The 21207-nt window shown below is 62.5% G+C and carries 14 protein-coding genes and 1 pseudogene; 4 read left to right on the forward strand and 11 right to left on the reverse strand.

Annotation, left to right across the window (positions count from 1 at the left end; translation table 11 throughout):
* Positions 1-110 precede the first annotated feature (110 nt).
* The gene (locus N2A98_RS14570) at positions 111-1487 is read left to right on the forward strand and encodes a VOC family protein (RefSeq protein WP_044274332.1); all 1377 of its coding nucleotides are present in this window, start codon (positions 111-113) and stop codon (positions 1485-1487) included.
* A 755-nt stretch (positions 1488-2242) separates the two neighbouring features.
* Here N2A98_RS14570 and N2A98_RS14575 read toward each other — a convergent pair.
* The gene (locus tag N2A98_RS14575) at positions 2243-2467 is read right to left on the reverse strand and encodes a DUF465 domain-containing protein (RefSeq protein WP_003191862.1); all 225 of its coding nucleotides are present in this window, start codon (positions 2465-2467) and stop codon (positions 2243-2245) included.
* A 175-nt stretch (positions 2468-2642) separates the two neighbouring features.
* On the opposite strand from N2A98_RS14575, the gene tkt reads away from it, so the two are divergent.
* Complete coding sequence (gene tkt / locus N2A98_RS14580; protein WP_275622193.1) at positions 2643-4700, forward strand: transketolase; 2058 nt, start codon at positions 2643-2645, stop codon at positions 4698-4700.
* Between the two features lie 149 nt (positions 4701-4849).
* Here the strand turns inward: tkt and uvrA are convergent, their stop codons facing one another.
* From uvrA to N2A98_RS14620, 8 genes and pseudogenes are all read right to left on the reverse strand, one after another.
* Positions 4850-7369: an excinuclease ABC subunit UvrA gene (uvrA, locus tag N2A98_RS14585; RefSeq protein ID WP_275622194.1), complete on the reverse strand. Its 2520-nt coding sequence runs from the start codon at positions 7367-7369 to the stop codon at positions 4850-4852.
* Positions 7366-9078, reverse strand: a complete 1713-nt coding sequence (locus tag N2A98_RS14590; RefSeq protein ID WP_044274337.1) for an ATP-binding protein — start codon at positions 9076-9078, stop codon at positions 7366-7368. The genes uvrA and N2A98_RS14590 overlap by 4 nt, the downstream gene beginning before the upstream one ends.
* 100 nt (positions 9079-9178) lie before the next feature.
* Complete coding sequence (locus N2A98_RS14595; protein WP_275622195.1) at positions 9179-12250, reverse strand: error-prone DNA polymerase; 3072 nt, start codon at positions 12248-12250, stop codon at positions 9179-9181.
* A gap of 14 nt (positions 12251-12264) precedes the next feature.
* Positions 12265-12387: pseudogene (locus N2A98_RS14600) on the reverse strand (outer membrane lipoprotein carrier protein LolA); the annotation flags it as partial.
* Positions 12384-13799: a DNA polymerase Y family protein gene (locus N2A98_RS14605; RefSeq protein WP_275622196.1), complete on the reverse strand. Its 1416-nt coding sequence runs from the start codon at positions 13797-13799 to the stop codon at positions 12384-12386. The gene N2A98_RS14605 and the pseudogene N2A98_RS14600, both read right to left, overlap by 4 nt.
* Positions 13800-13806: 7 nt before the next feature.
* The gene (gene imuA, locus N2A98_RS14610; RefSeq protein WP_003191873.1) at positions 13807-14421 is read right to left on the reverse strand and encodes a translesion DNA synthesis-associated protein ImuA; all 615 of its coding nucleotides are present in this window, start codon (positions 14419-14421) and stop codon (positions 13807-13809) included.
* Positions 14421-15038 (reverse strand): transcriptional repressor LexA, encoded by a 618-nt coding sequence (gene lexA / locus N2A98_RS14615; RefSeq protein ID WP_044274343.1) that lies wholly within the window; start codon positions 15036-15038, stop codon positions 14421-14423. Before lexA ends, imuA begins: the two co-directional genes overlap by 1 nt.
* A gap of 548 nt (positions 15039-15586) precedes the next feature.
* The gene (locus N2A98_RS14620; protein ID WP_034135859.1) at positions 15587-16174 is read right to left on the reverse strand and encodes an NUDIX domain-containing protein; all 588 of its coding nucleotides are present in this window, start codon (positions 16172-16174) and stop codon (positions 15587-15589) included.
* Positions 16175-16339: 165 nt separating this feature from the next.
* On the opposite strand from N2A98_RS14620, the gene N2A98_RS14625 reads away from it, so the two are divergent.
* The gene (locus N2A98_RS14625; RefSeq protein ID WP_275622197.1) at positions 16340-17266 is read left to right on the forward strand and encodes an alpha/beta hydrolase; all 927 of its coding nucleotides are present in this window, start codon (positions 16340-16342) and stop codon (positions 17264-17266) included.
* A 192-nt stretch (positions 17267-17458) separates the two neighbouring features.
* On the opposite strand, the gene N2A98_RS14630 is transcribed toward N2A98_RS14625, so the two are convergent.
* Positions 17459-18619 (reverse strand): alpha-hydroxy acid oxidase, encoded by a 1161-nt coding sequence (locus N2A98_RS14630; RefSeq protein WP_069559003.1) that lies wholly within the window; start codon positions 18617-18619, stop codon positions 17459-17461.
* 120 nt (positions 18620-18739) lie between these two features.
* Between N2A98_RS14630 and N2A98_RS14635 the strand changes: the two genes are divergently transcribed.
* Entirely contained in the window at positions 18740-19525 is a 786-nt protein-coding gene (locus N2A98_RS14635; protein WP_044270773.1) for a DeoR/GlpR family DNA-binding transcription regulator, read from the forward strand.
* A 617-nt stretch (positions 19526-20142) separates the two neighbouring features.
* Here N2A98_RS14635 and N2A98_RS14640 read toward each other — a convergent pair.
* On the reverse strand, positions 20143-21048 hold the full coding sequence (locus N2A98_RS14640) for a LysR family transcriptional regulator (RefSeq protein ID WP_032896831.1): 906 nt from the start codon (positions 21046-21048) through the stop codon (positions 20143-20145).
* Positions 21049-21207: the final 159 nt, after the last annotated feature.

The following is a 21207-nucleotide window of genomic DNA, read 5'->3' on the forward strand; positions in this document are numbered from 1 at the left end:
ATTCATTTGCAGAATGAAGTCCAGAGGAATCTTCGTTTGCAAGCCAGCCGGCGGCTCAACAAAATCAGGCAAAGGCCACGTTCATCGCTCCAGTCATCAGGAATTTTTCTATGCACGCCACCGCCCATGTCAGCCCCGATGAGATCCGCAAGGGCTTTTCAAAGGCCATGTCCGACATGTATCGAGATGAAGTGCCCTTGTATGGCGCGCTGCTGGAGTTGGTGGCCGAGACCAATGCCCGCGTGCTCGACAGCGAACCGGCCCTGGCGCACCACCTGCAACGTACCGGCGAAATCCAGCGCCTGGACATGGAACGCCACGGCGCCATCCGCCTGGGCACCGCTGCGGAACTGGCAACCATCAGCCGTTTATTCGCGGTGATGGGCATGCAACCGGTGGGCTACTACGACCTCACCCCCGCCGGCGTGCCCGTGCACTCCACCGCCTTTCGCGCCGTACATGAACACGCGCTGCAAACCAGCCCGTTTCGCGTGTTCACCTCATTGCTGCGCCTGGAACTGATCGAAAACCCCGACCTGCGCGCCTTCGCCGAAAGCGCCCTGGCCAAGCGCTCGATCTTTACCGCCGAGGCCTTGGCCTTGATCGAACAAGCAGAAACCCAAGGCGGCTTGAATGCCAGCGACGCCGAGGCCTTTATCCGCCAGGCCCTGGAGACGTTCCGCTGGCACCACACAGCCACGGTCACCGGCGCCCAGTACCAGCAACTCAGCGACCAGCACCGCCTGATCGCCGACGTCGTCGCCTTCAAGGGCCCGCACATCAACCACCTCACCCCACGCACCCTGGACATCGACCAGGTGCAGGCCGCCATGCCCGGCAAAGGCATCACCCCCAAAGCCGTGATCGAAGGCCCACCCCGGCGCCAGTGCCCGATCCTGCTGCGCCAGACCAGCTTCAAGGCCCTGGACGAACCCATCGCCTTCACCGACGCCCACGGCAGCCACAGTGCGCGCTTCGGCGAAATCGAACAACGCGGCGTCGCGCTCACGCCCAAAGGCCGCGCCCTGTACGACCAACTGCTGAACGCCGCCCGCGACGAACTCGGCACCTTCCCCAATGAAGCCAACGCCGAACGCTATGTGCACTTGATGGAGCAGCACTTTCACGCCTTCCCCGATAACTACCCGCACATGCGCGAACAGGGCTTGGCGTATTTTCGCTACTTCGTCACCGATAAAGGCCTGGCAGCACGCAGCCAGGCCGACCAGCCCCGCACATTGGAGGGGCTGGTCAACGCCGGCCATGTGGCGGTGGAACCGCTGGTGTACGAGGATTTTCTGCCGGTCAGTGCGGCGGGGATTTTCCAGTCAAACCTGGGGGATGGGGCGCAGAGTCACTACGCGGGCAACTCCAACCGAGCGGCCTTCGAACAGGCGCTGGGGCGCAGGACGATTGATGAGTTGCAGTTGTATCAGCAGACGCAGCAGCGCTCTATGGATATATGCGTTGAAACGCTGTTGAAATGACTGAACGCCAGGCGCCACGGCCTTAATGGTAACCACGATGCGAAGCGAGTCGCTCTTGATCTGGCTCTTGATCTGCTTGTGATCTTGATCTCAGGCGCCCCGTTAAACCACGCTGGCCGGAATTCGACAGGGATTTGGGGGGTAAACCGGCAGGGATGCCGGTTTAGCCGCCCCGCGCCATGGATGGCGCGTGGCGGCGGCCCCCCAAATCACTGGCGGATTACGGGCACACCGAGCCCAAGCGAGGTGCCGAGTGGTGGGGCAAGAGCGTTTTGCTTACTTTTGCGCTGTTCAAAAGTGAGCCGCCGTCAGGGCGGAACCCTAAGTGGCCGTTACCGTAGCAATGGATATGTACACCATCCAACTGTGTTGCCTGCAAGGCCGCCTTCGCGAGCAAGCCCGCTCCCACAGTTTGATCTCTGAGTGTCAGGTAGATAGGTGTTGGCTGACAGGCCGCTATCGCAGGCAAGCCAGCTCCCACATTTGGATTATGGGGTGTCAGGTGGATAGGCGTCGGCTGGGAGGCCGCCATCGCAGGCAAGCCAGCTCCCACAGGCAGCATTTCCATCCCGACCGATTCAGCCCTGTGTTGCATGAATTCTGAGGATGCCCACCCGGCTCAACAACGCAATCCTTGCGCCGCAACAAGCCCCAGAGCCGAGTGGACGGGGCGCATCATAAGGAGTGAAACGGCACTTGTCCTCCAAACAATTCTGAACAAATGTGCACATTCCAAATGTGTGGCGAGGGATTGCTCAACCCAGCCGCCCCACAATTTCGTCTTTGACCAATAGCCGTTTCTTCTTAAGCTTTTCCACCTCCTCATCGCTGGCACTGGCTTTTTCCGCCGCCAGCACCTCCCCGTCGGCAGCATCATATTGGGTGAGCAACGAATCCAACCGTTTGTCCTGCGCCCTGCGTTCGTGAACAACTTCCTTGCTCAACCCCAAGTCCTGATACAGGTCGTGTTTCACTGGCATGGCGTACCTCCACAGATTGATCGATGGTCTACGCCCTTGAAGCTAGCCCATTCCAACCGGTCTTGTCATGTTTGAGATCAATCGCATCCCGTTCGTCGCGGCGCATGCGATGGGATCAAACCTTTGCCCCACCCTGCCCTCAACTGTAGATCGCCACCCCAGGGAGAACGGTTTTATGAATCACGTTGCCACTGCTGCCGACACCCAATGCATCAACACCCTGCGCACCCTGGCCATGGATGCCGTGCAGAAGGCCAACTCGGGCCATCCGGGCACGCCCATGGGCCTGGCGCCGGTGGGTTATACGTTGTGGAGTCGCTTCCTGCGTTATCACCCCGAGCATCCCGACTGGCCCAACCGTGACCGTTTTGTATTGTCGGTGGGGCATGCCTCGATGCTGCTGTATTCGCTGTTGCACCTGGCCGGTGTGGTGGAGATCGATGCCCATGGCCAGCGCTCGGGCCAGCCGGCTGTCAGCCTGGACGATATCAAGCAGTTCCGGCAGATCGGCTCCAAGACCCCTGGCCATCCCGAGTACCGCATGACCACCGGCGTGGAAACCACCACCGGCCCGTTGGGCCAGGGCTGCGCCAACAGCGTGGGCATGGCCATGGCCGAGCGCTGGCTGGCTGAGCGCTTCAACCGCGACGGCCAGGTGCTGTTTGACTACGACGTCTACACCCTGTGCGGTGACGGCGACATGATGGAAGGCATCAGCAGCGAAGCCGCGTCCCTGGCCGGGCATTTGAAGCTCGATAACCTGTGCTGGATCTACGACAACAACACCATCAGCATCGAGGGCCACACTGAGCTGGCGTTCAGTGAAGACGTGATCCAACGCTTCCGGGCCTATGGCTGGCACACCGTGCATGTCACCGATGCCAATGACTTGCAGGCGTTGAGCGTGGCGCTGGAAACCTTCAAGGCTAATACCGGCGCTCCCACCCTGATCGTGGTGGACAGCGTGATCGGCTACGGCTCACCGCACAAACACAACACCGCTGCGGCCCATGGCGAGCCACTGGGCGAGGACGAAATTCGCCTGACCAAGGCCGCCTATGGCTGGCCGCAGGATTCAAGTTTTCTGGTGCCCGAAGAGGCCCGCACACTGCTGCGCGATGCTCTTTACGAACGTGCCGAACCGCTGTTTGCCGAATGGAACCAGACTCTGGCCGCCCTCGACCCGCAACGGGCCGATGAACTGCAACGCATGCGCGCCGGGGAAATGCCCGAACAATGGCAAGCGCACCTGCCAGACTTTGCCGCCGATGCCAAAGGCGTCGCCAGCCGTGCCTCGGGCGGCGAGGTATTGAATGCCTTCGCCCAACAGATCCCCTGGCTGCTGGGCGGTTCGGCAGACCTGTCGCCCTCGACCAAGACCAACCTCACCTTCGACGGTGCCGGGCGTTTCAGCGCCGATGACTACAGCGGGCGCAACCTGCACTTCGGTATCCGCGAACACGCCATGGGCGCGATTGCCAATGGCATGGCGCTGTCCTACCTACGCCCGTACACCTCGACCTTCCTGGTGTTCAGCGACTACATGAAACCGCCGATCCGCCTGGCGGCGATCATGGAGTTGCCGGTGATCTTCGTGTTTACCCATGACTCCATCGGCGTCGGCGAAGATGGGCCGACACACCAACCTATCGAACACCTGACCCAATTGCGCGCCACCCCGGGGCTGTTGACCCTGCGCCCAGGCGATGCCAATGAAACCCTGGAACTGTGGAAGGTGGCACTGGCACAAACCCATCGGCCCAGCTGTATGGTGTTATCGCGCCAGGCACTGCCGACCCTCGACCGCAACCACTATGCCGCCGCCTCAGGTGCGGCCAAAGGTGCCTATGTGTTGGCCGGCGCGGATCAACCTGAGGTCATCCTGATCGCCACCGGCAGCGAAGTCAGCCTGGCGGTGGCCGCGTATGAGCAGCTCAAAGAGCAAGGCATTGGCGCTCGCGTGGTGTCGATGCCCAGTTGGGAGTTGTTTGAAGACCAAGAGCAAGCCTACCGCGACAGCGTCCTGCCGCCTGCGGTTAAAGCCCGTGTAGTGGTGGAGCAGGCAGGGCCCTTGGGGTGGGACCGCTACGTCGGGCAGACCGGCGCCAAAGTGGTGATGAACAGCTTCGGCGCCTCGGCACCGCTGGCCAAGTTGCAGGAGAAGTTCGGGTTTACCCTGAAGAATGTGGTGAAGCTGGCCAAAGAGCAGATCCAGCACAACCTCACTGACTAACACTGCTTAATGTGGGAGCGGGCTTGCTCGCGAAGACGTCGGCACAGCACACATTGATGTTGACTGACCTGCCGCTTTCGCGAGCAAGCCCGCTCCCACAGGACTGGCATCAGGGTTTGCCCCTCCCACATTTTGGACACCAGCACCCGTTAGATCAGTGATTGGGCCAGATAAGGTGCAGTGCGGCTGTGTTTGCTCTTGGCAACCTTGTGGGGCGTACCGCACGCCACCACCTTCCCGCCCAGGTCCCCTGCCCCCGGGCCGATATCAATCACCCAATCACTTTGGGCCACCACGCGCATTTCGTGCTCCACCACAACCACCGTATGCCCTGCCTCCACCAAATGATTCAACTGGCTGAGCAAACGATCGACGTCCTTGGGGTGCAAGCCGGTGGTGGGTTCGTCCAAGACATACAAGGTGGCGCCCCGGGCGTTACGTTGCAGTTCGGTGGCGAGCTTGATGCGTTGGGCTTCACCGCCGGACAGCTCGGTAGCCGGCTGCCCCAGGCGCAGATAACCCAGGCCGATATCGCGCAGCACGACTAACGAACGCAGGATGCCCGGCTGCTCGGCAAACACCTGCACCGCCTGCTCCACCGTCAGCCCCAGCACCTGGGCGATGTTCAAACCCTGCCATTTGATTGCCAGGGTGTCGGGGTTATAGCGCGCGCCGTGGCAGGTCGGGCATGGCGCGTACACGCTGGGCATGAACAGCAACTCGACGCTGACAAAACCTTCACCCTCACAGTTCGGGCAACGGCCCTTGGCGACGTTGAAGGAGAACTGCCCGGCATCGTAGTCGCGCTTCCTGGCCGCTGGCGTGGCGGCGAACAGCTTGCGTACGTTGTCGAACAGCCCGGTGTAGGTCGCCAGGTTGGAGCGCGGCGTGCGGCCGATGGGCTTCTGGTCCACCTGCACCAGGCGCTGGATGTGTTCCAGCCCGGCGCTGATGCGCCCGCCACTGGCTTGCGGTGCGGCATCCTCCAGGCTCGGTTCGTCGTCGCTTTCCAGCACGCGCCCCAGGCCCGTGCCCACCAACTCCAACAGCGCCTGGCTGACCAGGCTGGATTTGCCCGAGCCGGAAATACCCGTCACCGCGGTGAAACAGCCCAGCGGGAAATCCACGTTCAAATCTTTAAGGTTATTTCGCGTCACGCCTGTGAGCGTCAGCCACCCGGCCGGCTCGCGGCTTGGCGCATTGGTCGGGCGAGGTTGGGCAAACAGGTATTCGCGGGTCTGCGAGGCCTCGACATCCGCCAACCCTGCGGGTGGCCCGCTGTACAGCACTTGCCCGCCATGCTCACCGGCAGCCGGGCCCACGTCGATCAGCCAGTCGGCGCGGCGCATGGTTTCCAGGTCATGTTCCACTACAAACAGGGAATTGCCTGCGGCTTTCAAGCGATCAAGCGCAGTGAACAACGCTTCGCCATCTGCCGGGTGCAGACCCGCCGACGGCTCATCGAGCACATAAATAACGCCGAACAACTGCGAGCCCAATTGGGTAGCCAGGCGCAGACGCTGCAGCTCCCCGGACGACAAGGTCGGCGTGCTGCGCTCCAAGGACAGATAACCCAGGCCCAGCTCGATCAACGTATTGACCCGCTCGAGCAGGTCCTGGGCAATGCGTTGGGCCGCCAGGCGTTTTTCCACCGACAGCTTCATGGTGTCTTGTCCCGCTGCCACCGGCCGCAGCAAGTCAGCCAATTGGGCCAGGGACAGTTGCGACAACTCGCCGATATCCACCCCGGCAAACTTCACCGACAGCGCCGCCTGGTTCAGGCGTTTGCCCTCGCACAATGGGCAGGCACTGCCTTGCATGAACTGCGATACACGCTTTTTCATCAGCGCGCTTTGGGTGTGGGCGAAGGTGTGCAGGATATAGCGCCGAGCGCCGCTGAAGGTGCCTTGGTAACTGGGCTCCAACTTGCGTTTCAACGCCTCGCGGGTCTGCTGCGGGGTGAAGCCGGCGTACACCGGTACGGTGGGGGTTTCTTCGGTGAACAGAATCCAGTCGCGCTGCTTTTTGGGCAGCTCGCGCCACGGGATGTCCACGTCATAGCCCAGGGTCACGAGGATGTCGCGCAGGTTCTGGCCCTGCCACGCCAACGGCCAGGACGCCACTGCGCGCTGGCGGATGGTCAAGGACGGATCGGGCACCATCAACGCTTCGGTCACTTCATACACGCGGCCCAGGCCGTGGCATTGCGGGCACGCGCCCTGGGGCAGGTTCGGCGAGAAGTCCTCGGCGTACAACATGGCCTGCCCTTTCGGATAACGGCCGGCGCGGGAGTAGAGCATGCGGATCAAGCTCGACAAGGTGGTGACACTGCCCACCGACGAGCGCGCACTGGGTGTACCGCGTTGCTGTTGCAGGGCCACAGCAGGCGGCAAGCCTTCGATGCTGTCTACATCCGGCACGCCGACCTGGTCGATCAGGCGCCGCGCATAGGGCGCCACCGATTCGAAATAGCGGCGCTGGGCCTCGGCATACACGGTAGAAAACGCCAGGGACGACTTGCCGGAGCCAGACACGCCGGTAAACACCACCAGGGCGTCCCGGGGAATATCCACATCGACATTACGCAAGTTATGTTCACGGGCGCCACGCACCCTGACGAAGCCCGTTTGCTGGGCGGTGAGCGGCGGGATGTTGCGCGGTGATGTCATGGGCAACCTTGTCTTGCGCTTAGCACCCTGCGCACGCGTTGGGTCAGGGCATCGGGGCTGTAGGGTTTGCTCAGCAGGTGAATATCGGCGCTGAGCAGATGATTGGAAGACAGAATGTCGCGGGTGTGGCCGGAGGTAAACAGCACCGGCACCGGCGGGTTCTGTGCGCGGGCCCAAGTGGCCAGGTCGGTGCTCTTGACCCGGCCGGGCATCACCACGTCGGTAAAGATCAGGTCCGGCGACACGCCGCGCTGCAACACTTGCATCGCGCGGTCACCATCCTCGGCGGTCAGTACGGTATAGCCCGACTGCTGCAGCAACTCGACCACCGTCAGGCGTACGCCTTCGTTGTCCTCGACCACTAGGATGGTTTCCTGGCCGCTGCCTTGCGGATCCGCATCACTGTCGTCGTCGAAGCATTCAGGCTCCAGGCAGTGGGGAAAATACATCTGTACCACCGAGCCCTTGCCCTCCTCGCTCCACATGTCCACATGCCCGCCGCTTTGACGCACAAAACCGAACACCATGCTCAGGCCCAGGCCGGTGCCGTGGCCTTCGCGCTTGGTGGTGAAGAAGGGTTCGAATGCGCGTTTGAGGGTCGCCTCGGACATGCCCACGCCGGTGTCGGCCACCGCCAGGCGCACGTATTCGCCGGGCTTGATGCTTTTACCGACGCAATCGTCCGGGTTGAGGATGACGTTTTCCCCGGTGATACGAATCACGCCCTCGCCCTGCATGGCATCCCGGGCGTTGATCGCCAGGTTGAGCAACGCGTTTTCCAGCTGGTTGCGGTCGACATTGATGCACCAGGAATCCTGGGGCAATTGCACGTCGATATGAATGGTTTCCCCCAACGCCCGTTGCAACAGCTCGCCCAGGCCGGCGTAGATGCGCTGCGGGTTGTACACCGCCGGCGACAAGGGCTGGCGACGGGCAAAGGCCAGCAGTTGCGAGGACAGCTTGGCCCCACGTTCCACGGCGGCGATGGCGGCGGTGACGCGACGTTGCACCTGTGGGTTGTCCGGTTCATGCCGGGCAAGCAAATGCAGGTTGCCGGCGATCACTTGCAGCAGGTTATTGAAGTCATGGGCCACGCCACCGGTCAGGCCGCCAATCGCTTCCAGCTTCTGTGACTGGCGCAACTGGTCTTCGGCGGCCGACCGCGCCTGCACTTCAGCGGCCACGCGTTGCTCCAGATTATGGGTGAGCTCCTGGCGCACCCGCTCGGACTTCACCAGTTCGGTGGTTTCCACCACAATCGCCAGCACCCCGGCCGGCTGTTGGTTGTCCCCGGCCACGGGGCTGTAATACAGGTCCAGCCATACGCTTTCCGGTTGGCCGTGACGCGATAGCACCAGCTCCTTGTTATTGAACGACAAGGTGCCGCCCGCCAGGCACGTATCCACCACATGCCGATTGAACTCGGCCACTTCCGGCCAGCCCAGTTCCACCGGTGTACCCAACAGGTAGGGATGGCGCCCGCCGGCAAATGCCGAATAGCTGTCGTTGTAGATCATGTACCCCGCCCGCCCCCACAGCATCACCATCGGCACGGGTGAGGCCAGCATCATTTGCACGGTGCACGCCAGGCTCGTGGACCACTGATCCAAGGGGCCAAGGTCGGTGCTGGACCAGTCAAATGTGCGAATCCGCTGGGCCATTTCGCCGGCCCAGCCTTCACAGCCGTGGGGGTTGGATAAAAATTGCATGATTGGGCTCTGTGCGGGGACAAGACAGTCGCAAGTTTTGGAGCGCGCCGGCGATGGATGGTTTCATCTTGAATACACAGGAATGCAGAAACTACTGAACTCAATGAAAATCCCGGCTGCGCACCACAATCCCCTCCAGCAGCGGCGTCAAATCGGTAAGGCGTCCCGCGATCAAATGCCGCACCTCACCCACCGCCTCCCAACGGCCGTCCACCTTGAGCAAACGCGAGCCTACCAGCGCCTGGCGCTGACGCTCGGCCAGGTCGCGCCAGACCACCACATTGAGGTTGCCGAACTCATCTTCCAGGGTAACAAAGGTCACGCCGCTCGCCGTGCCTGGGCGTTGGCGGCCGGTGACCAGCCCGGCGATGCTCACGTTGCGTCCATGCTCCACCGCCAGCAACTCCTGGGAACTGCGGCAGCGGCGCCGGCGTAACTCGGCGCGCAACAACGCCAGGGGATGGGGCCCCAGGGTGGTACCGAGGCTAGCGTAATCGGCGTGCAAATCTTCGCCTACCGTGGGCTCGGGCAATGCCACCCGCGTTTCATCGGGGCTCGGCAGGCCGGCAAACAAGCCCAGTTGCTGATGCACACCGGCCACGTCCCAGCGCGCCTGATGGCGGTTGCCGGCCAGGGCGCGCAAGGCCCCGGCGTCCGCGAGCAGCGCCTGGGCACGTGCATCCAGGCCGGCGCGGGCGTCCAGGTCAGCGATGTCGCTGAATTGTCGACGCTGACGCACCGCTTCGATACGCCGCCCATCGTCCTCGCGAAACCCCGAGATCATGCGCAGACCCAGGCGAATCGCCGGTTGCTGGCCGTCGATGGGCTCCAGGCTGCAGTCCCAGTCACTGGCCTGCACATCCACGGGGCGGATCTGCAAGCGATGGCGCCGCGCGTCCTGCAGGATCTGGTCCGGGCTGTAGAAGCCCATGGGCCAGCTGTTGATCAGGGCGCAGGCGAAGGCCGCCGGTTCATGGCATTTGAGCCAGCAACTGGCATAGGTCAGCAAGGCGAAACTGGCGGCGTGGGACTCAGGAAAACCATAGCTGCCAAAGCCCTTGATCTGCTCGAAAATCTGCGCGGCAAAGGCTTCGGTGTAGCCGTTTTTGAGCATGCCGGTGCGCAGGCGCTGCTGATGGGGCTCCAGGCCGCCGTGGCGTTTCCAGGCGGCCATGGAACGGCGCAACTGGTCGGCTTCGCCGGGGCTGTAGTCGGCGGCGACCATGGCGATTTGCATCACCTGTTCCTGGAACAGCGGGATGCCCAGGGTGCGCTCCAGCACGGCTTTCAATTGCGGCGACGGATAGGTCGTGGGCTCTTCATTGTTCCGCCGCCGCAAATACGGATGCACCATGCCGCCCTGGATCGGCCCGGGGCGCACAATGGCAACCTCGATCACCAGGTCATAAAACGTCTGCGGCTTGAGCCTGGGCAACATCGACATCTGCGCCCGCGACTCGATCTGGAACACACCGATGGTGTCGGCCTTGCTGATCATGGCGTAGGTGGCCGGGTCTTCCTTGGGAATCGTGGCCAGGCTCAAGTCCCGGTGACGATGCCGGCGCAGCAAATCGAAGCAGCGGCGGATCGCGCTGAGCATGCCCAGGGCGAGGATGTCCACCTTGAGCAAACCGACGGCGTCGAGGTCGTCCTTGTCCCACTGGATAATGGTGCGCTCGGCCATGGCCGCATTTTCCACCGGCACCAGGGTGTCCAGCGGGTATTCGCTGATCACAAAGCCGCCAGGGTGTTGGGACAAGTGCCGGGGAAAACCGATCAGTTGCTGGGTAAGCGTCAAGACGCGGCGCAGCAGTGGGCTGTCCGGGTCGAAGCCGGTTTCACGCAGGCGCTCCAACGGCGGCGCCTCATCGCTCCAGCGCCCGCAGCAATCGGCCAAGGCGTTGATCTGGTCCGCCGGCAGCCCGAGGGCCTTGGCCACATCGCGTACTGCGCCTGTGGCGTGGTAACTGCTGACCACCGCCGTCAAGGCTGCACGGGTGCGGCCATAGCGCTGGAACACGTATTGCAGCACCTCTTCGCGGCGTTCGTGCTCAAAGTCCACGTCGATATCCGGCGGCTCGTTGCGCTCTTTGGACAGGAAGCGCTCGAACAGCAGGTTGGTCAGGCTCGGGTTGATTTCGGTGATGCCCAGGGCAAAACACACCGCCGAGTTAGCCGCCGAACCTCGGCCCTGGCACAGGATCGAACGGCTGCGGGCGAAGCGCACAATGTCATGCACGGTGAGGAAATAGCTTTCGTAACCCAGTTCGCTGATCAGCTGCAGTTCACGCTGGATTTGCTGCAAGGTCTTGTCGTCGATGCCTTCGGGCCAACGCTGGGCGATGCCTTCTTCGGTGAGGGTGCGCAGCCAGGATTGGGCATCATGGCCTGCGGGCACCAGCTCGCGTGGATAGTGATAGCGCAGCTGGCCGAGGTCGAAAGTGCAGCGCCGCGCGATGGCGAGGGTTTCGTCCAGCAAGGCCTGGGGGTACAGCGCCGCCAGGGCATCCAGGCTGCGCAGGTGGCGTTCGCCATTGGGGTGCAGGCGCGTGCCGGCTTCGGCCACCGGCACGTGGTGGCGGATGGCGGTCATGGTGTCTTGCAGGGCCCGGCGGCCCCGCGCATGCATATGCACATCGCCGCAGGCCACGGCAGGGATTTGCAGGCTGTGGGCCAGTTGCAAGCGCTGTTGCAGATGGCGCGCATCGTCCTGGCCACAATGCAGGTGCACCGCCAGCCACAGGCGTTGGTCGAAGGTGCGGCGCAGCCAGTCGAGGCTGGCCTGGGTGTCGCTGTCTTGCGCCACCCACAACGCCAACAGGCCGGGCAGCGGTTGCTCGAAATCTTCCTGTAGCAGACGATAACTGCCCTTTTCAGCCCGTCGCCGAGCGAGGGTGATCAGCCGGCACAGGTGCTGATAACCGCTCAGGTTCTCCACCAGCAGCACCAGTTTCGGGCCGTTTTCAATGTGCATTTCGCTGCCGATAATCAACGGCAAGTCAACGGCTTTGGCAGCTTGCCAGGCCCGCACGATGCCCGACAGCGTGCATTCATCGGTGATCGCCAGGGCGCTGTAGCCTTGGCGTTTTGCGCGCTCGAAAAGTTCCAGCGCACTGGAGGCGCCGCGCTGGAAGCTGAAATTGGACAGGCAGTGCAGCTCGGCATAACTCATGCACCGCCCTCCCTTGTAGGAGCGAGCTTGCTCGCGAAAAACCCGAGGGCACCGCGTTCATCCTGGTTTCCCGCGTTATCGTTGACGACCTTCGCGAGCAAGCTCGCTCCTACAGTAGGTGACGGCCCAAGGCTCATGCAAACCACCCTTGCAACCACAGCCCATCGCCTTGCCCCACCGTGCGATAGGCCCAACCCTGCTGGCCGGCGCGGGTCTGGACCAGGTAATAGTCGCGGCGCACATCGGCACCATCCCACCAGCCGGATTCGATGCGCTCCGGGCCCATCAGGATCTGTACGCCGTGTTCGGCCAGCAAGGTCGGTTGCGGCAATAACCAGCCTGGGCGCCGGACCTTGTTCAAGCTCGGGCACGGCTGGCTGTCGGTCGCGGCCTGCCAGGCGCATTCGGGGCGGTGGTCGGCCTGAAAACGCAGGCCCTGCACCGCCTCATCCCCCAGGCGCGCACGCAGGCGCTCGCGCAATTGTTCCCACGGCAGGGTTTGTTGCGGGCGGTCGTCGAACAGGTCCTGGCGTTGCGGCACGAACACCGGCAAGTCCTCGGCCACCAGGCGCACGCCCCGCACCGGCGCGGTGACCTGTACCTGCTCCAGGCGCCCACGGGCCAGTTCGAACAACATCGAAGGCTCGCGCTCGGCGCTGAGCAGGCCCACCTTGATCACGCTGTCGTGTGTCTGTGCATGTTCCAGGTGCAGGTCAAAGCGCTGCACGCCACTGTCGCGGCCGCACAGGAACGCCGACAGGTCGCCGGTCAAGCGCCGCAAGGGGAACAACAGCGCCTGGTGGGATTGCACGTCGAAATTCAACTCGATGCGTGCATCGAACTGGTCCGGCGGTTGATAAAAATCCAGGGCCAATGGCCGCTGCCCACTCAGGGCGTCGAGGTGCTTGAGCAGGCTGGCGTCAAAGCGTCGCGCCAGGGTATGCCGGGGCAAGGCCTGCACCTGAGCCAGGCTGCGCAGGCCCATGCGCGACAAGGCGGTGGCGGCCTGGGGTTCAAGGCCCGCCCGGTCGATAGGCAGCGACGCCAGGGCCTGCATCAAGGCGCTGTCATCGGCCACGGCCAGGCCGTCGTAGCCGTTTGCCAATACCCGCGCCGCCGCCGGGTTGGGCGCAGCGACGATGCGGTGACGAAAGCCAAGCTCGGTCAGCTCTTTGCGCAAACGCGCCTCGAGGTGCGGCCAGGGCCCGAACAGGCCCAGGCTCGATTCGATCTCGAATAACAAGGCCCGTGGGTAATACAGGCTGACCTGGGAGCTGAAGCGATAGGCCCAGGCGGCCAGAAACTGCTGCAACCGCTCAATCTCCAACGGGTCGTATTCGACACAGGCAAACTGCTTGGCCAGGGCATGGGCTGCCGTCAACGATTGCCCGGGGCGCAGGCCCAAGGCGCGGGCGGCGGCGTTGACGGCTTGCAACACGCGACGCTGCGGCGTGCCGGCCAGCAAAGCCAGCGGCTGCTCGGGTTCGGGGTGCACACGCTGTGCCCCGTCCAGCGCCAATTGCGGGAGGACAATACACACCCAACGCATGGCAACCTCAATGCCCCGCCAGGGCAATCGGCGCCGGATGGGCCAGCCCGCCACGGCACTTGAGCACCCGCACTTGCGCGGGCCTGGCCTCGACCGCCAGGCGCAGGGCGGCGGGCGAGGCATTGATCGCCTCGCTCAGTGAGCGCCAGGCAAACGCCAGGGTCTGCCCGGTTTCCGCCGCCACCTGCAAACGCCGCAAGGCGCGATCATCGGCCTTGCGCGGCCAGCACAACACCGCACCGCAACTGCCCGAACGCAGGCATTGCTCCACCGCCCACAGTGCGTCGCGCTCCTCGGCCCGGATAATGGATAACTGGCGCACATCCACCCCGGCGTTCTGCCATGCATGGGGATAGGGGGTATAGGGCGGCGCCACCAGCACAATGCGCTCGCCCAGGGCCGACAAGCGCGCCAGTGTGGGCAGCACCAGTTGCAACTCGCCCACCCCGTCCTGGGCCATCAGGATTTCACTCAAGGCCGATTCCGGCCAGCCGCCACTGGGCAGCACCGCATCCAGCGCCGCCAGCCCCGTGGGATGTACGCTGGCCGGTGGCGCGGCGGGCCGGCCCTTCCAGACTCGCCCGCCATTGAACAGCGAGTCCAGGGCAACCACGGCGCCCATCAGCCTTGCCTCACCAGGCCGCAGAACACGCCTTCGATGGCCAGGTCCTGCTCGGGCCCGACCACGATGGGTTGATACGCCGGGTTGCGCGGCAACAGGCGAACCCTGTCGCCGTGGCGCTCGAAACGCTTGATGGTGACGTCACCGTCCAGGCGCGCCACCACAATCTGCCCGTTCAAGGCTTCGACAGTGCGGCGTACGCCCACCAGGTCGCCATCGAGAATGCCATCTTCAATCATCGAATCGCCCTGCACTCGCAGCAAGTAGTCGGGGGTTTTGGCGAAGGTGGCGGGGTCCAGTTGCAAGCGGCTGTGCACCTCGGCATCGGCGCCAATCGGCCGACCGGCCGCCACGCGGCCGAGCACCGGCACATCCAGCCACTCGGGACGCGCCGGTTGATTGAGCAAGCGAATGCCACGGGCCTGGTTGGGGTTGACCTCTATAAACCCGGCTTCGGTCAGCGCCACCACATGCTTGCGGGCGACGCTGCGCGAGGCGAAACCGAACGCCTCGGCGATCTCGGCGAGGCTGGGAGGCTGGCCTTGTTGCGCGATGCGCTCGCGGATGAAGGTCAGGATGGCGGTGCGGCGGGGAGTCAGGTTTGTCATGGAGTACATTTGTACTCCTGTGGGAAATTTCTGACAATAACCGTCAGTCGGCGCTGGGTGTTACACCTGTGGGAGCTGGCTTGCCTGCGATGACGCCCTGACAGCCGACGCCTATCTACCTGACACCCAACGATCCAACTGTGGGAGCTGGCTTGCCTGCGATGGCGGACTGACAGTCAACACAGCTGGATTGTGTACATATCCATTCCTGCGGTAACGGCCACTTAGGGTTCCGCTCTGACAGCGGGTCACTTTTGGAAAAGAGCCCCAAAAGTAACCAAAAGGGCTCTTGCCCCACCACTCGGCACCTCGCTTAGGCTCGGTGTGCCCGTAATCCGCCAGTGATTTGGGGGGCCGCCGCCACGCGCCATCCATGGCGCGGGGCGGCTAAACCGGCATCCCTGCCGGTTTACCCCCCAAATCCCTGTCGAATTCCGGCCAGCGTGGTTTAACGGGGCGCCTAAGATCAAGATCACAAGCAGATCAAGATCAAGAGCGGCTCGCTTCGCATCGTGGTTACCGTCTGCTGCTACAGCCCACAAAGTTGTGTAGGCGCCTCACCACCCCTCTTTCAACATCCGCACCTCCAGATGCTGCAACAACATAATCGTCTTGCCATCCACAATCTCCCCACTCTGCACCATCGCCAGCGCCTGCTCGAAGCCCAGCTCCAGTACCTCGATATCCTCGCCCTCTTCTTCGAGGCCACCACCCGCCCCCACTCGGTCGCCTGGCTGGTATTCACCGATAAAAAAGTGAATCCGCTCCGTCACCGATCCCGGGCTCATGAACGCCGCATAGATCTTTTCCACATGCCCCACGCGATAGCCGGTCTCTTCCTCGGCCTCCAGGCGGATGCGCTCTTCGGCGCTGGCGTTGTCGAGCAAACCGGCTGCCGCTTCAATCAGGTAGCCGGGGTAGTCGTTGACGAACGTGGGCATGCGGAACTGGCGAATCAGCAACACCGTGCGTTGTTCGCGGTTGTACAACAGGATGGTGGCACCGTTGCCCCGGTCATACACCTCGCGGGTCTGGGCTTGCCAACTGCCGTCGCGACGGCGCAGGTCGAAGCTGTATTTCTTCAGCAGGTACCAGTTGTCCGAGAGGGTTTCTTCGGCGGTGATGCGCACGGGGCTGTTGTTCATGTGTGGGCCTTTGCAGGTAGGGCAGGTTCGAGCCGTCCACCCTATCAACCCGCGCGAGGATTGTTCAATGCTGTAACACTTTCATCCGTCACGGCCGTCGCATTAATGCCTACCCGCCCAGGCCATCTGGTAAAACCCGTGCTTCATCTTTGCTCTGGAACCTTCATGTCTTCTGTTTCTATGCCCCGCCGGGGCCTGCGCTGGCTTGTCTGGCTGTGCATGGCCGTGTTGATTGTCGGCCTGCCGGTCGGCTGCGCCGTGTTGCAACACAAGGAGCGCGAACTTGTGTTTCGCATCGAGCCGGGAACCGCCGGCTGGTACACCGGCCTGCCCAAGGCGGTGCAGGAATTTGAACTCAAGCCCGCCAGTTTCAAAGCAGGGCAAAACATTCATGGCTGGTGGTACCCGGCAGCCAACAAAGACGCGCCCGCTATCCTCTACTTGCACGGAGTACGCTGGAACCTCACGGGCCAATTGTTTCGCATCGAGCAATTGCATGCCCTGGGCTTTTCGGTCCTGGCCATCGACTATCGCGGCTTTGGCCAAAGCCAGGGCGACCTGCCCTCGGAAGCCACGGTGTACGAGGACGCGCGCATTGCCTGGGAACGTTTCCAGACCCTGCAACCAGACCCCGGCAAACGTCTGATCTACGGGCACTCCCTGGGTGGCGCGGTCGCCATCGACCTCGCTGCCGAGTTGGGCAAGCAGGTGCCATTGCCGGTGCGTGGGCTGGTGATCGAGTCCACGTTCACCTCCCTGGCGGATGTCGCCACGGCCGTTGCCAACACCTCATTGCCGGTGCGCTGGTTGCTGTCGCAGAAGTTCGATTCCATCGACAAGATTGCCGACATCCACATGCCGCTGCTGGTGGTCCACGGCCTCGACGACCGCTACGTACCGCCGCGTTTCAGCCAGCAGTTGTTCGAAGCCGCCCAGCAACCCAAGCACCTGTTGCTGGTGCCAGGCGCCAGCCACAACAACAGCATGAACCTGGCCGGGCGCAGTTACGGCCAGGCGCTGGAAAACCTGATGCGCACAAAGATGCCCGCCCAGGTGGTGACACACTCCACAGGCCGCGATAACGCCTCATAAATTCGCTTTTCGGCACTGGGTTCGCGCTTGGCTGTCAAGCGCAAACCCTGGCCATGTTGGCCCGAAATGCAAGTTGATCAAATAATGATCTTCGCGGAAATCTCCAACGCTGTCGGGCCTTCGCAAAGTTATCCACAGAGATACCCACGGTTTTCGTGGACAACTCTTTTTATATTTTTGCGTTTTTTTTGCTCAAGCCGTGCTTCCAGGAAAGGTACCGGGCAACAGGATTTCGCGATTCACCTCGCGTATATCCTTATAGCCACAGAGCGCCATGGACACGTCCAGTTCGCGGGCGATGATATCAAGCGCCTTGGTCACGCCCGCCTCGCCCATCGCCCCCAACCCATACAAATGCGGGCGGCCGATCATGGTGCCCTTGGCGCCCAGTGCCACGGCCTTGAGCACGTCCTGGCCGGAACGGATCCCCCCATCGAGCCACACTTCAATGCGGTTGCCCACGGCTTCGACAATCGCCGGCAATTGGCTGATGCTCGACGGCGCGCCATCGAGCTGACGGCCACCGTGGTTGCTCACCACCAACGCATCGGCACCGCAATCGGCCGCCAAGCGTGCATCCTCCACATCGAGAATGCCCTTGATGATCAGCTTGCCGCCCCAACACTTTTTGATCCACGCCACATCGTCCCAACTCAGGCGCGGGTCAAACTGCTGGGCGGTCCACGACGACAGCGAACTCATGTCGGCCACGCCCTTCACATGCCCGACAATATTGCCAAAGCCGCGCCGCTGAGTACCCAGCATGCCCATCACCCAGCGCGGCTTGGTCATCATGTTGAGAATGTTCGGCAGGGTCAGCTTGGGCGGCGCGGACAGGCCGTTGATCAAGTCCTTGTGGCGCTGCCCCAGAATCTGCAAATCCAGGGTCAGCACCAATGCATCCACCCCGGCAGCCTTGGCGCGCTCGATCAACTGCTCGATAAAACTGCGGTCGCGCATCACATATAGCTGGAACCAGAACGGCTGGCCGACATGCTCGGCGATGTCTTCCAGCGAACAGATACTCATGGTCGACAAGGTGTAGCGCAGCCCGAACGCAGCAGCGGCACGGGCAGTGAGGATTTCGCCATCGGCATGCTGCATGCCCGCCAGGCCAGTCGGCGCCAACGCTACGGGCATGGCCATGTCCTGGCCGATCATGCTGGCGCGGATCGAACGCTCGTCGATATTGCGCGCCACCCGTTGGCGGAATTTGATACGTGCAAAATCCGTTTCGTTGGCGCGGTAAGTGCTCTCAGTCCAGGAGCCGGAATCGGCGTAGTCGTAGAACATGCGGGGCACACGCTTTTGCGCCAGCTTGCGTAAGTCTTCGATGGTTGTGATCAACGGCATCGGGTCACCTCTCCCTGAACTGAACACAGAGAGTAACCGGCCGGCGCGTGGGCAACCAGCCGTTGCGTTTAGATGAGCTGGCGATTAATCTCGCACAAACCCGCAATAAAGCGCATAAACATGCAAAACACCCATCAAGCCATCGACCTGCCTTCCCTGCGCAAGCAGAAGATTCTGTTGTTGCTGGAACGCGACGGCAAGGTCACCGCCTCCGAGTTGGTCGAGCATTTCGCCGTGTCCCAGGACACCATCCGCCGCGACCTCGGCGAACTCGCCGCCGCCGGCCTGTTGCAACGCGTACACGGCGGCGCCCTGCCCCGGCCCAAGGATACCGGCAAGGATTTCTTTACCCGTGTCGGCGAGACCAACGAGGTCAAGCGCCACCTCGCACGCGTGGCCGCTGGCCGGGTTGAAGACGGCCAGATCGTGCTGTTCGATTCCGGCTCCACCACCTTGCAGATCGCGCAGTGCTTGCCCCCTGCACTGCACCTTACCGTGGTCACCCCCTCACCGATGATCGCCATCGCCCTGGCCGACCATCCGCACGTGAAGATCATCCTGGCCGGCGGCCAACTCAACCCAGCCACCCTCTCCACCGGCGGCCATGAAGCGGTGCGCCTGATCCAGAGCGTGAAGGCCGACTTGTTATTCACAGGGGTTTGCGCACTGCACCCGCAAGTGGGCATCACCTCGCTGCACTTTGGTGAAGTGGCCGTCAAGCAAGCCTTGCTCGACAGCGCGTCCCACGTCATCGCCGTGACCACCTCAGACAAGCTCGGCGCAGTGGAACCCTTTGTGGTTGCGCCGTGCAGCCGTATTCATACGTTGATTACCGAGTGGGACGCGCCGGATGTGCAGGCGTATGAACAGTTAGGGCTGCAGGTGCAGCGAGTGGACGTGCAGTGATGCAACCCTGTGTAGGAGCGAGCTTGCTCGCGAAAACGTCAACGATAACGCGGTCTTCCTGAATGAACGCGGCGCCTGAGCGTTTTTTCGCGAGCAAGCTCGCTCCTACAAAAAGGGCAAGCCGGCCATCTGGAGTCGGTAACCACGATGCGAAGCGAGCCGCTCTTGATCTTGCTTTTGATCTCAGGCGCCCCGTCAAACCACGCTGGCCGGAATTCGACAGGGATTTGGGGGGTAAACCGGCAGGGATGCCGGTTTAGCCGCCCCGCGCCATGGATGGCGCGTGGCGGCGGCCCCCCAAATCACTGGCGGATTACGGGCACACCGAGCCTAAGCGAGGTGCCGAGTGGTGGGGCAAGAGCGTTTTGCTTACTTTTGCGCTGTTCAAAAGTGAGCCGCCGTCAGGGCGGAACCCTAAGTGGCCGTTACCGCAGCAATGGATATGTACACCATCCAACTGTGTTGACTGTCAGGCCGCCTTCGCGAGCAAGCCCACACAGTTGGATTGTGGGGCGTCAGGTAGATAGGTGTCGGCTGGGAGGCCGTCATCGCAGGCAAGCCAGCTCCCACATTTGATTCGCGGGGTGTCAGGTAGATAGGCGTCGGCTGGGAGGACGTCAGGCAGCGCTGCGAATCTTGTGCAAAGCATCCGCCACCCATTGACCAAACGCATCCACCGGCCCTTGCAGGTTGCCGAGAAAATGCGGATAGATCAGCCACAAATCCATCACCGGTTTGAAGTCCTTGAGAGGCATCGCCGCCAGGTGCTCGCGATGAGCACTGCGTTCCAGCAACGGACGTGGCACCAGGCCAAGGCCGAGGCCATCAGCCACCAGCCCCAGTTGCAGTTCAGTGCCAAAGGTTTCCAGGTTCACCCGCAGCGCCAGGCCCTGGTCAGACAAGGTGCGCTGCAACCCCGCACGAAACCCGCAGCCGTCCGGGTTGAGGATCCAACCGCTCTGGTACACGTCCGCCAGCTTGCACGGTTTCTTCGGCAACTGCGCCTTGGCACACACCACCACCAACTCCATCTTGCCGATGGACTCACCCACCAGGTTGTCCGGGAAGATCTTGCCCGCAGGGAACAACGCCACCGCCGCATCCAGTTCGCCGCGTTCGATCTTGCCGACCAATTGGCTGCCCCAACCGGTGGCAACCTGGGCGCGCAAGTCGGCGTATTCGCTGCGCAGGTGCTTGAGCGCGTCCAGCAGCACCACATCGCCGATGGTCTGCGGTACACCCAGGCGCAGCACGCCGGTGGGCGGAGCATCGGTGGCCACCAGTTCGCGCAGGGCATCCATCTCGCGCAGGATCAACCGGCATTGCTCATAGACACGGGTACCGATCAGCGTCGGCTTGAGGGGCTTGGTGTTGCGGTCGAACAACTCCACCCCCAGGGCCTGCTCGAAGTTCTGCACGCGGCGGGTGATGGCTGGCTGGGTCAGCTGCAACGACGCGGCGGCATGGCTGATGGACTGGCAACGAATCACTTCGACAAAGGCATCGATATCGTCAATTTTCATTTGGGCCGCACATACAGATCAGTCATTAAGATGTGCGTGAAGCATAGTGGCCGCACACAGGTCTGGATAGCCCACCCTGCAATCAATAACGTCTAACGCTATTCAAACCGGTTCTAAATTACCTTCAGCTATAAGCTAATCATTAAAAAATAGCATATT

Source organism: Pseudomonas sp. FJ2-5-13 (genome assembly GCF_029201605.1).
GTDB classification, from domain to species: Bacteria; Pseudomonadota; Gammaproteobacteria; order Pseudomonadales; family Pseudomonadaceae; genus Aquipseudomonas; species Aquipseudomonas lactis.

What these genes read in the sequence shown, in the direction of transcription:
- N2A98_RS14620 (WP_034135859.1), bottom strand. Translation starts at nt 16,174, where the DNA reads ATGAACAACAGCCCCGTGCGCATCACCGCCGAAGAAACCCTCTCGGAC.
- N2A98_RS14625 (WP_275622197.1), top strand. Translation starts at nt 16,340, where the DNA reads ATGTCTTCTGTTTCTATGCCCCGCCGGGGCCTGCGCTGGCTTGTCTGG.
- N2A98_RS14570 (WP_044274332.1), top strand. Translation starts at nt 111, where the DNA reads ATGCACGCCACCGCCCATGTCAGCCCCGATGAGATCCGCAAGGGCTTT.
- lexA (WP_044274343.1), bottom strand. Translation starts at nt 15,038, where the DNA reads ATGTACTCCATGACAAACCTGACTCCCCGCCGCACCGCCATCCTGACC.
- imuA (WP_003191873.1), bottom strand. Translation starts at nt 14,421, where the DNA reads ATGGGCGCCGTGGTTGCCCTGGACTCGCTGTTCAATGGCGGGCGAGTC.
- N2A98_RS14575 (WP_003191862.1), bottom strand. Translation starts at nt 2,467, where the DNA reads ATGCCAGTGAAACACGACCTGTATCAGGACTTGGGGTTGAGCAAGGAA.
- N2A98_RS14590 (WP_044274337.1), bottom strand. Translation starts at nt 9,078, where the DNA reads ATGCAATTTTTATCCAACCCCCACGGCTGTGAAGGCTGGGCCGGCGAA.
- N2A98_RS14640 (WP_032896831.1), bottom strand. Translation starts at nt 21,048, where the DNA reads ATGAAAATTGACGATATCGATGCCTTTGTCGAAGTGATTCGTTGCCAG.
- N2A98_RS14630 (WP_069559003.1), bottom strand. Translation starts at nt 18,619, where the DNA reads ATGCCGTTGATCACAACCATCGAAGACTTACGCAAGCTGGCGCAAAAG.
- tkt (WP_275622193.1), top strand. Translation starts at nt 2,643, where the DNA reads ATGAATCACGTTGCCACTGCTGCCGACACCCAATGCATCAACACCCTG.
- N2A98_RS14635 (WP_044270773.1), top strand. Translation starts at nt 18,740, where the DNA reads ATGCAAAACACCCATCAAGCCATCGACCTGCCTTCCCTGCGCAAGCAG.
- uvrA (WP_275622194.1), bottom strand. Translation starts at nt 7,369, where the DNA reads ATGACATCACCGCGCAACATCCCGCCGCTCACCGCCCAGCAAACGGGC.
- N2A98_RS14605 (WP_275622196.1), bottom strand. Translation starts at nt 13,799, where the DNA reads ATGCGTTGGGTGTGTATTGTCCTCCCGCAATTGGCGCTGGACGGGGCA.
- N2A98_RS14595 (WP_275622195.1), bottom strand. Translation starts at nt 12,250, where the DNA reads ATGAGTTATGCCGAGCTGCACTGCCTGTCCAATTTCAGCTTCCAGCGC.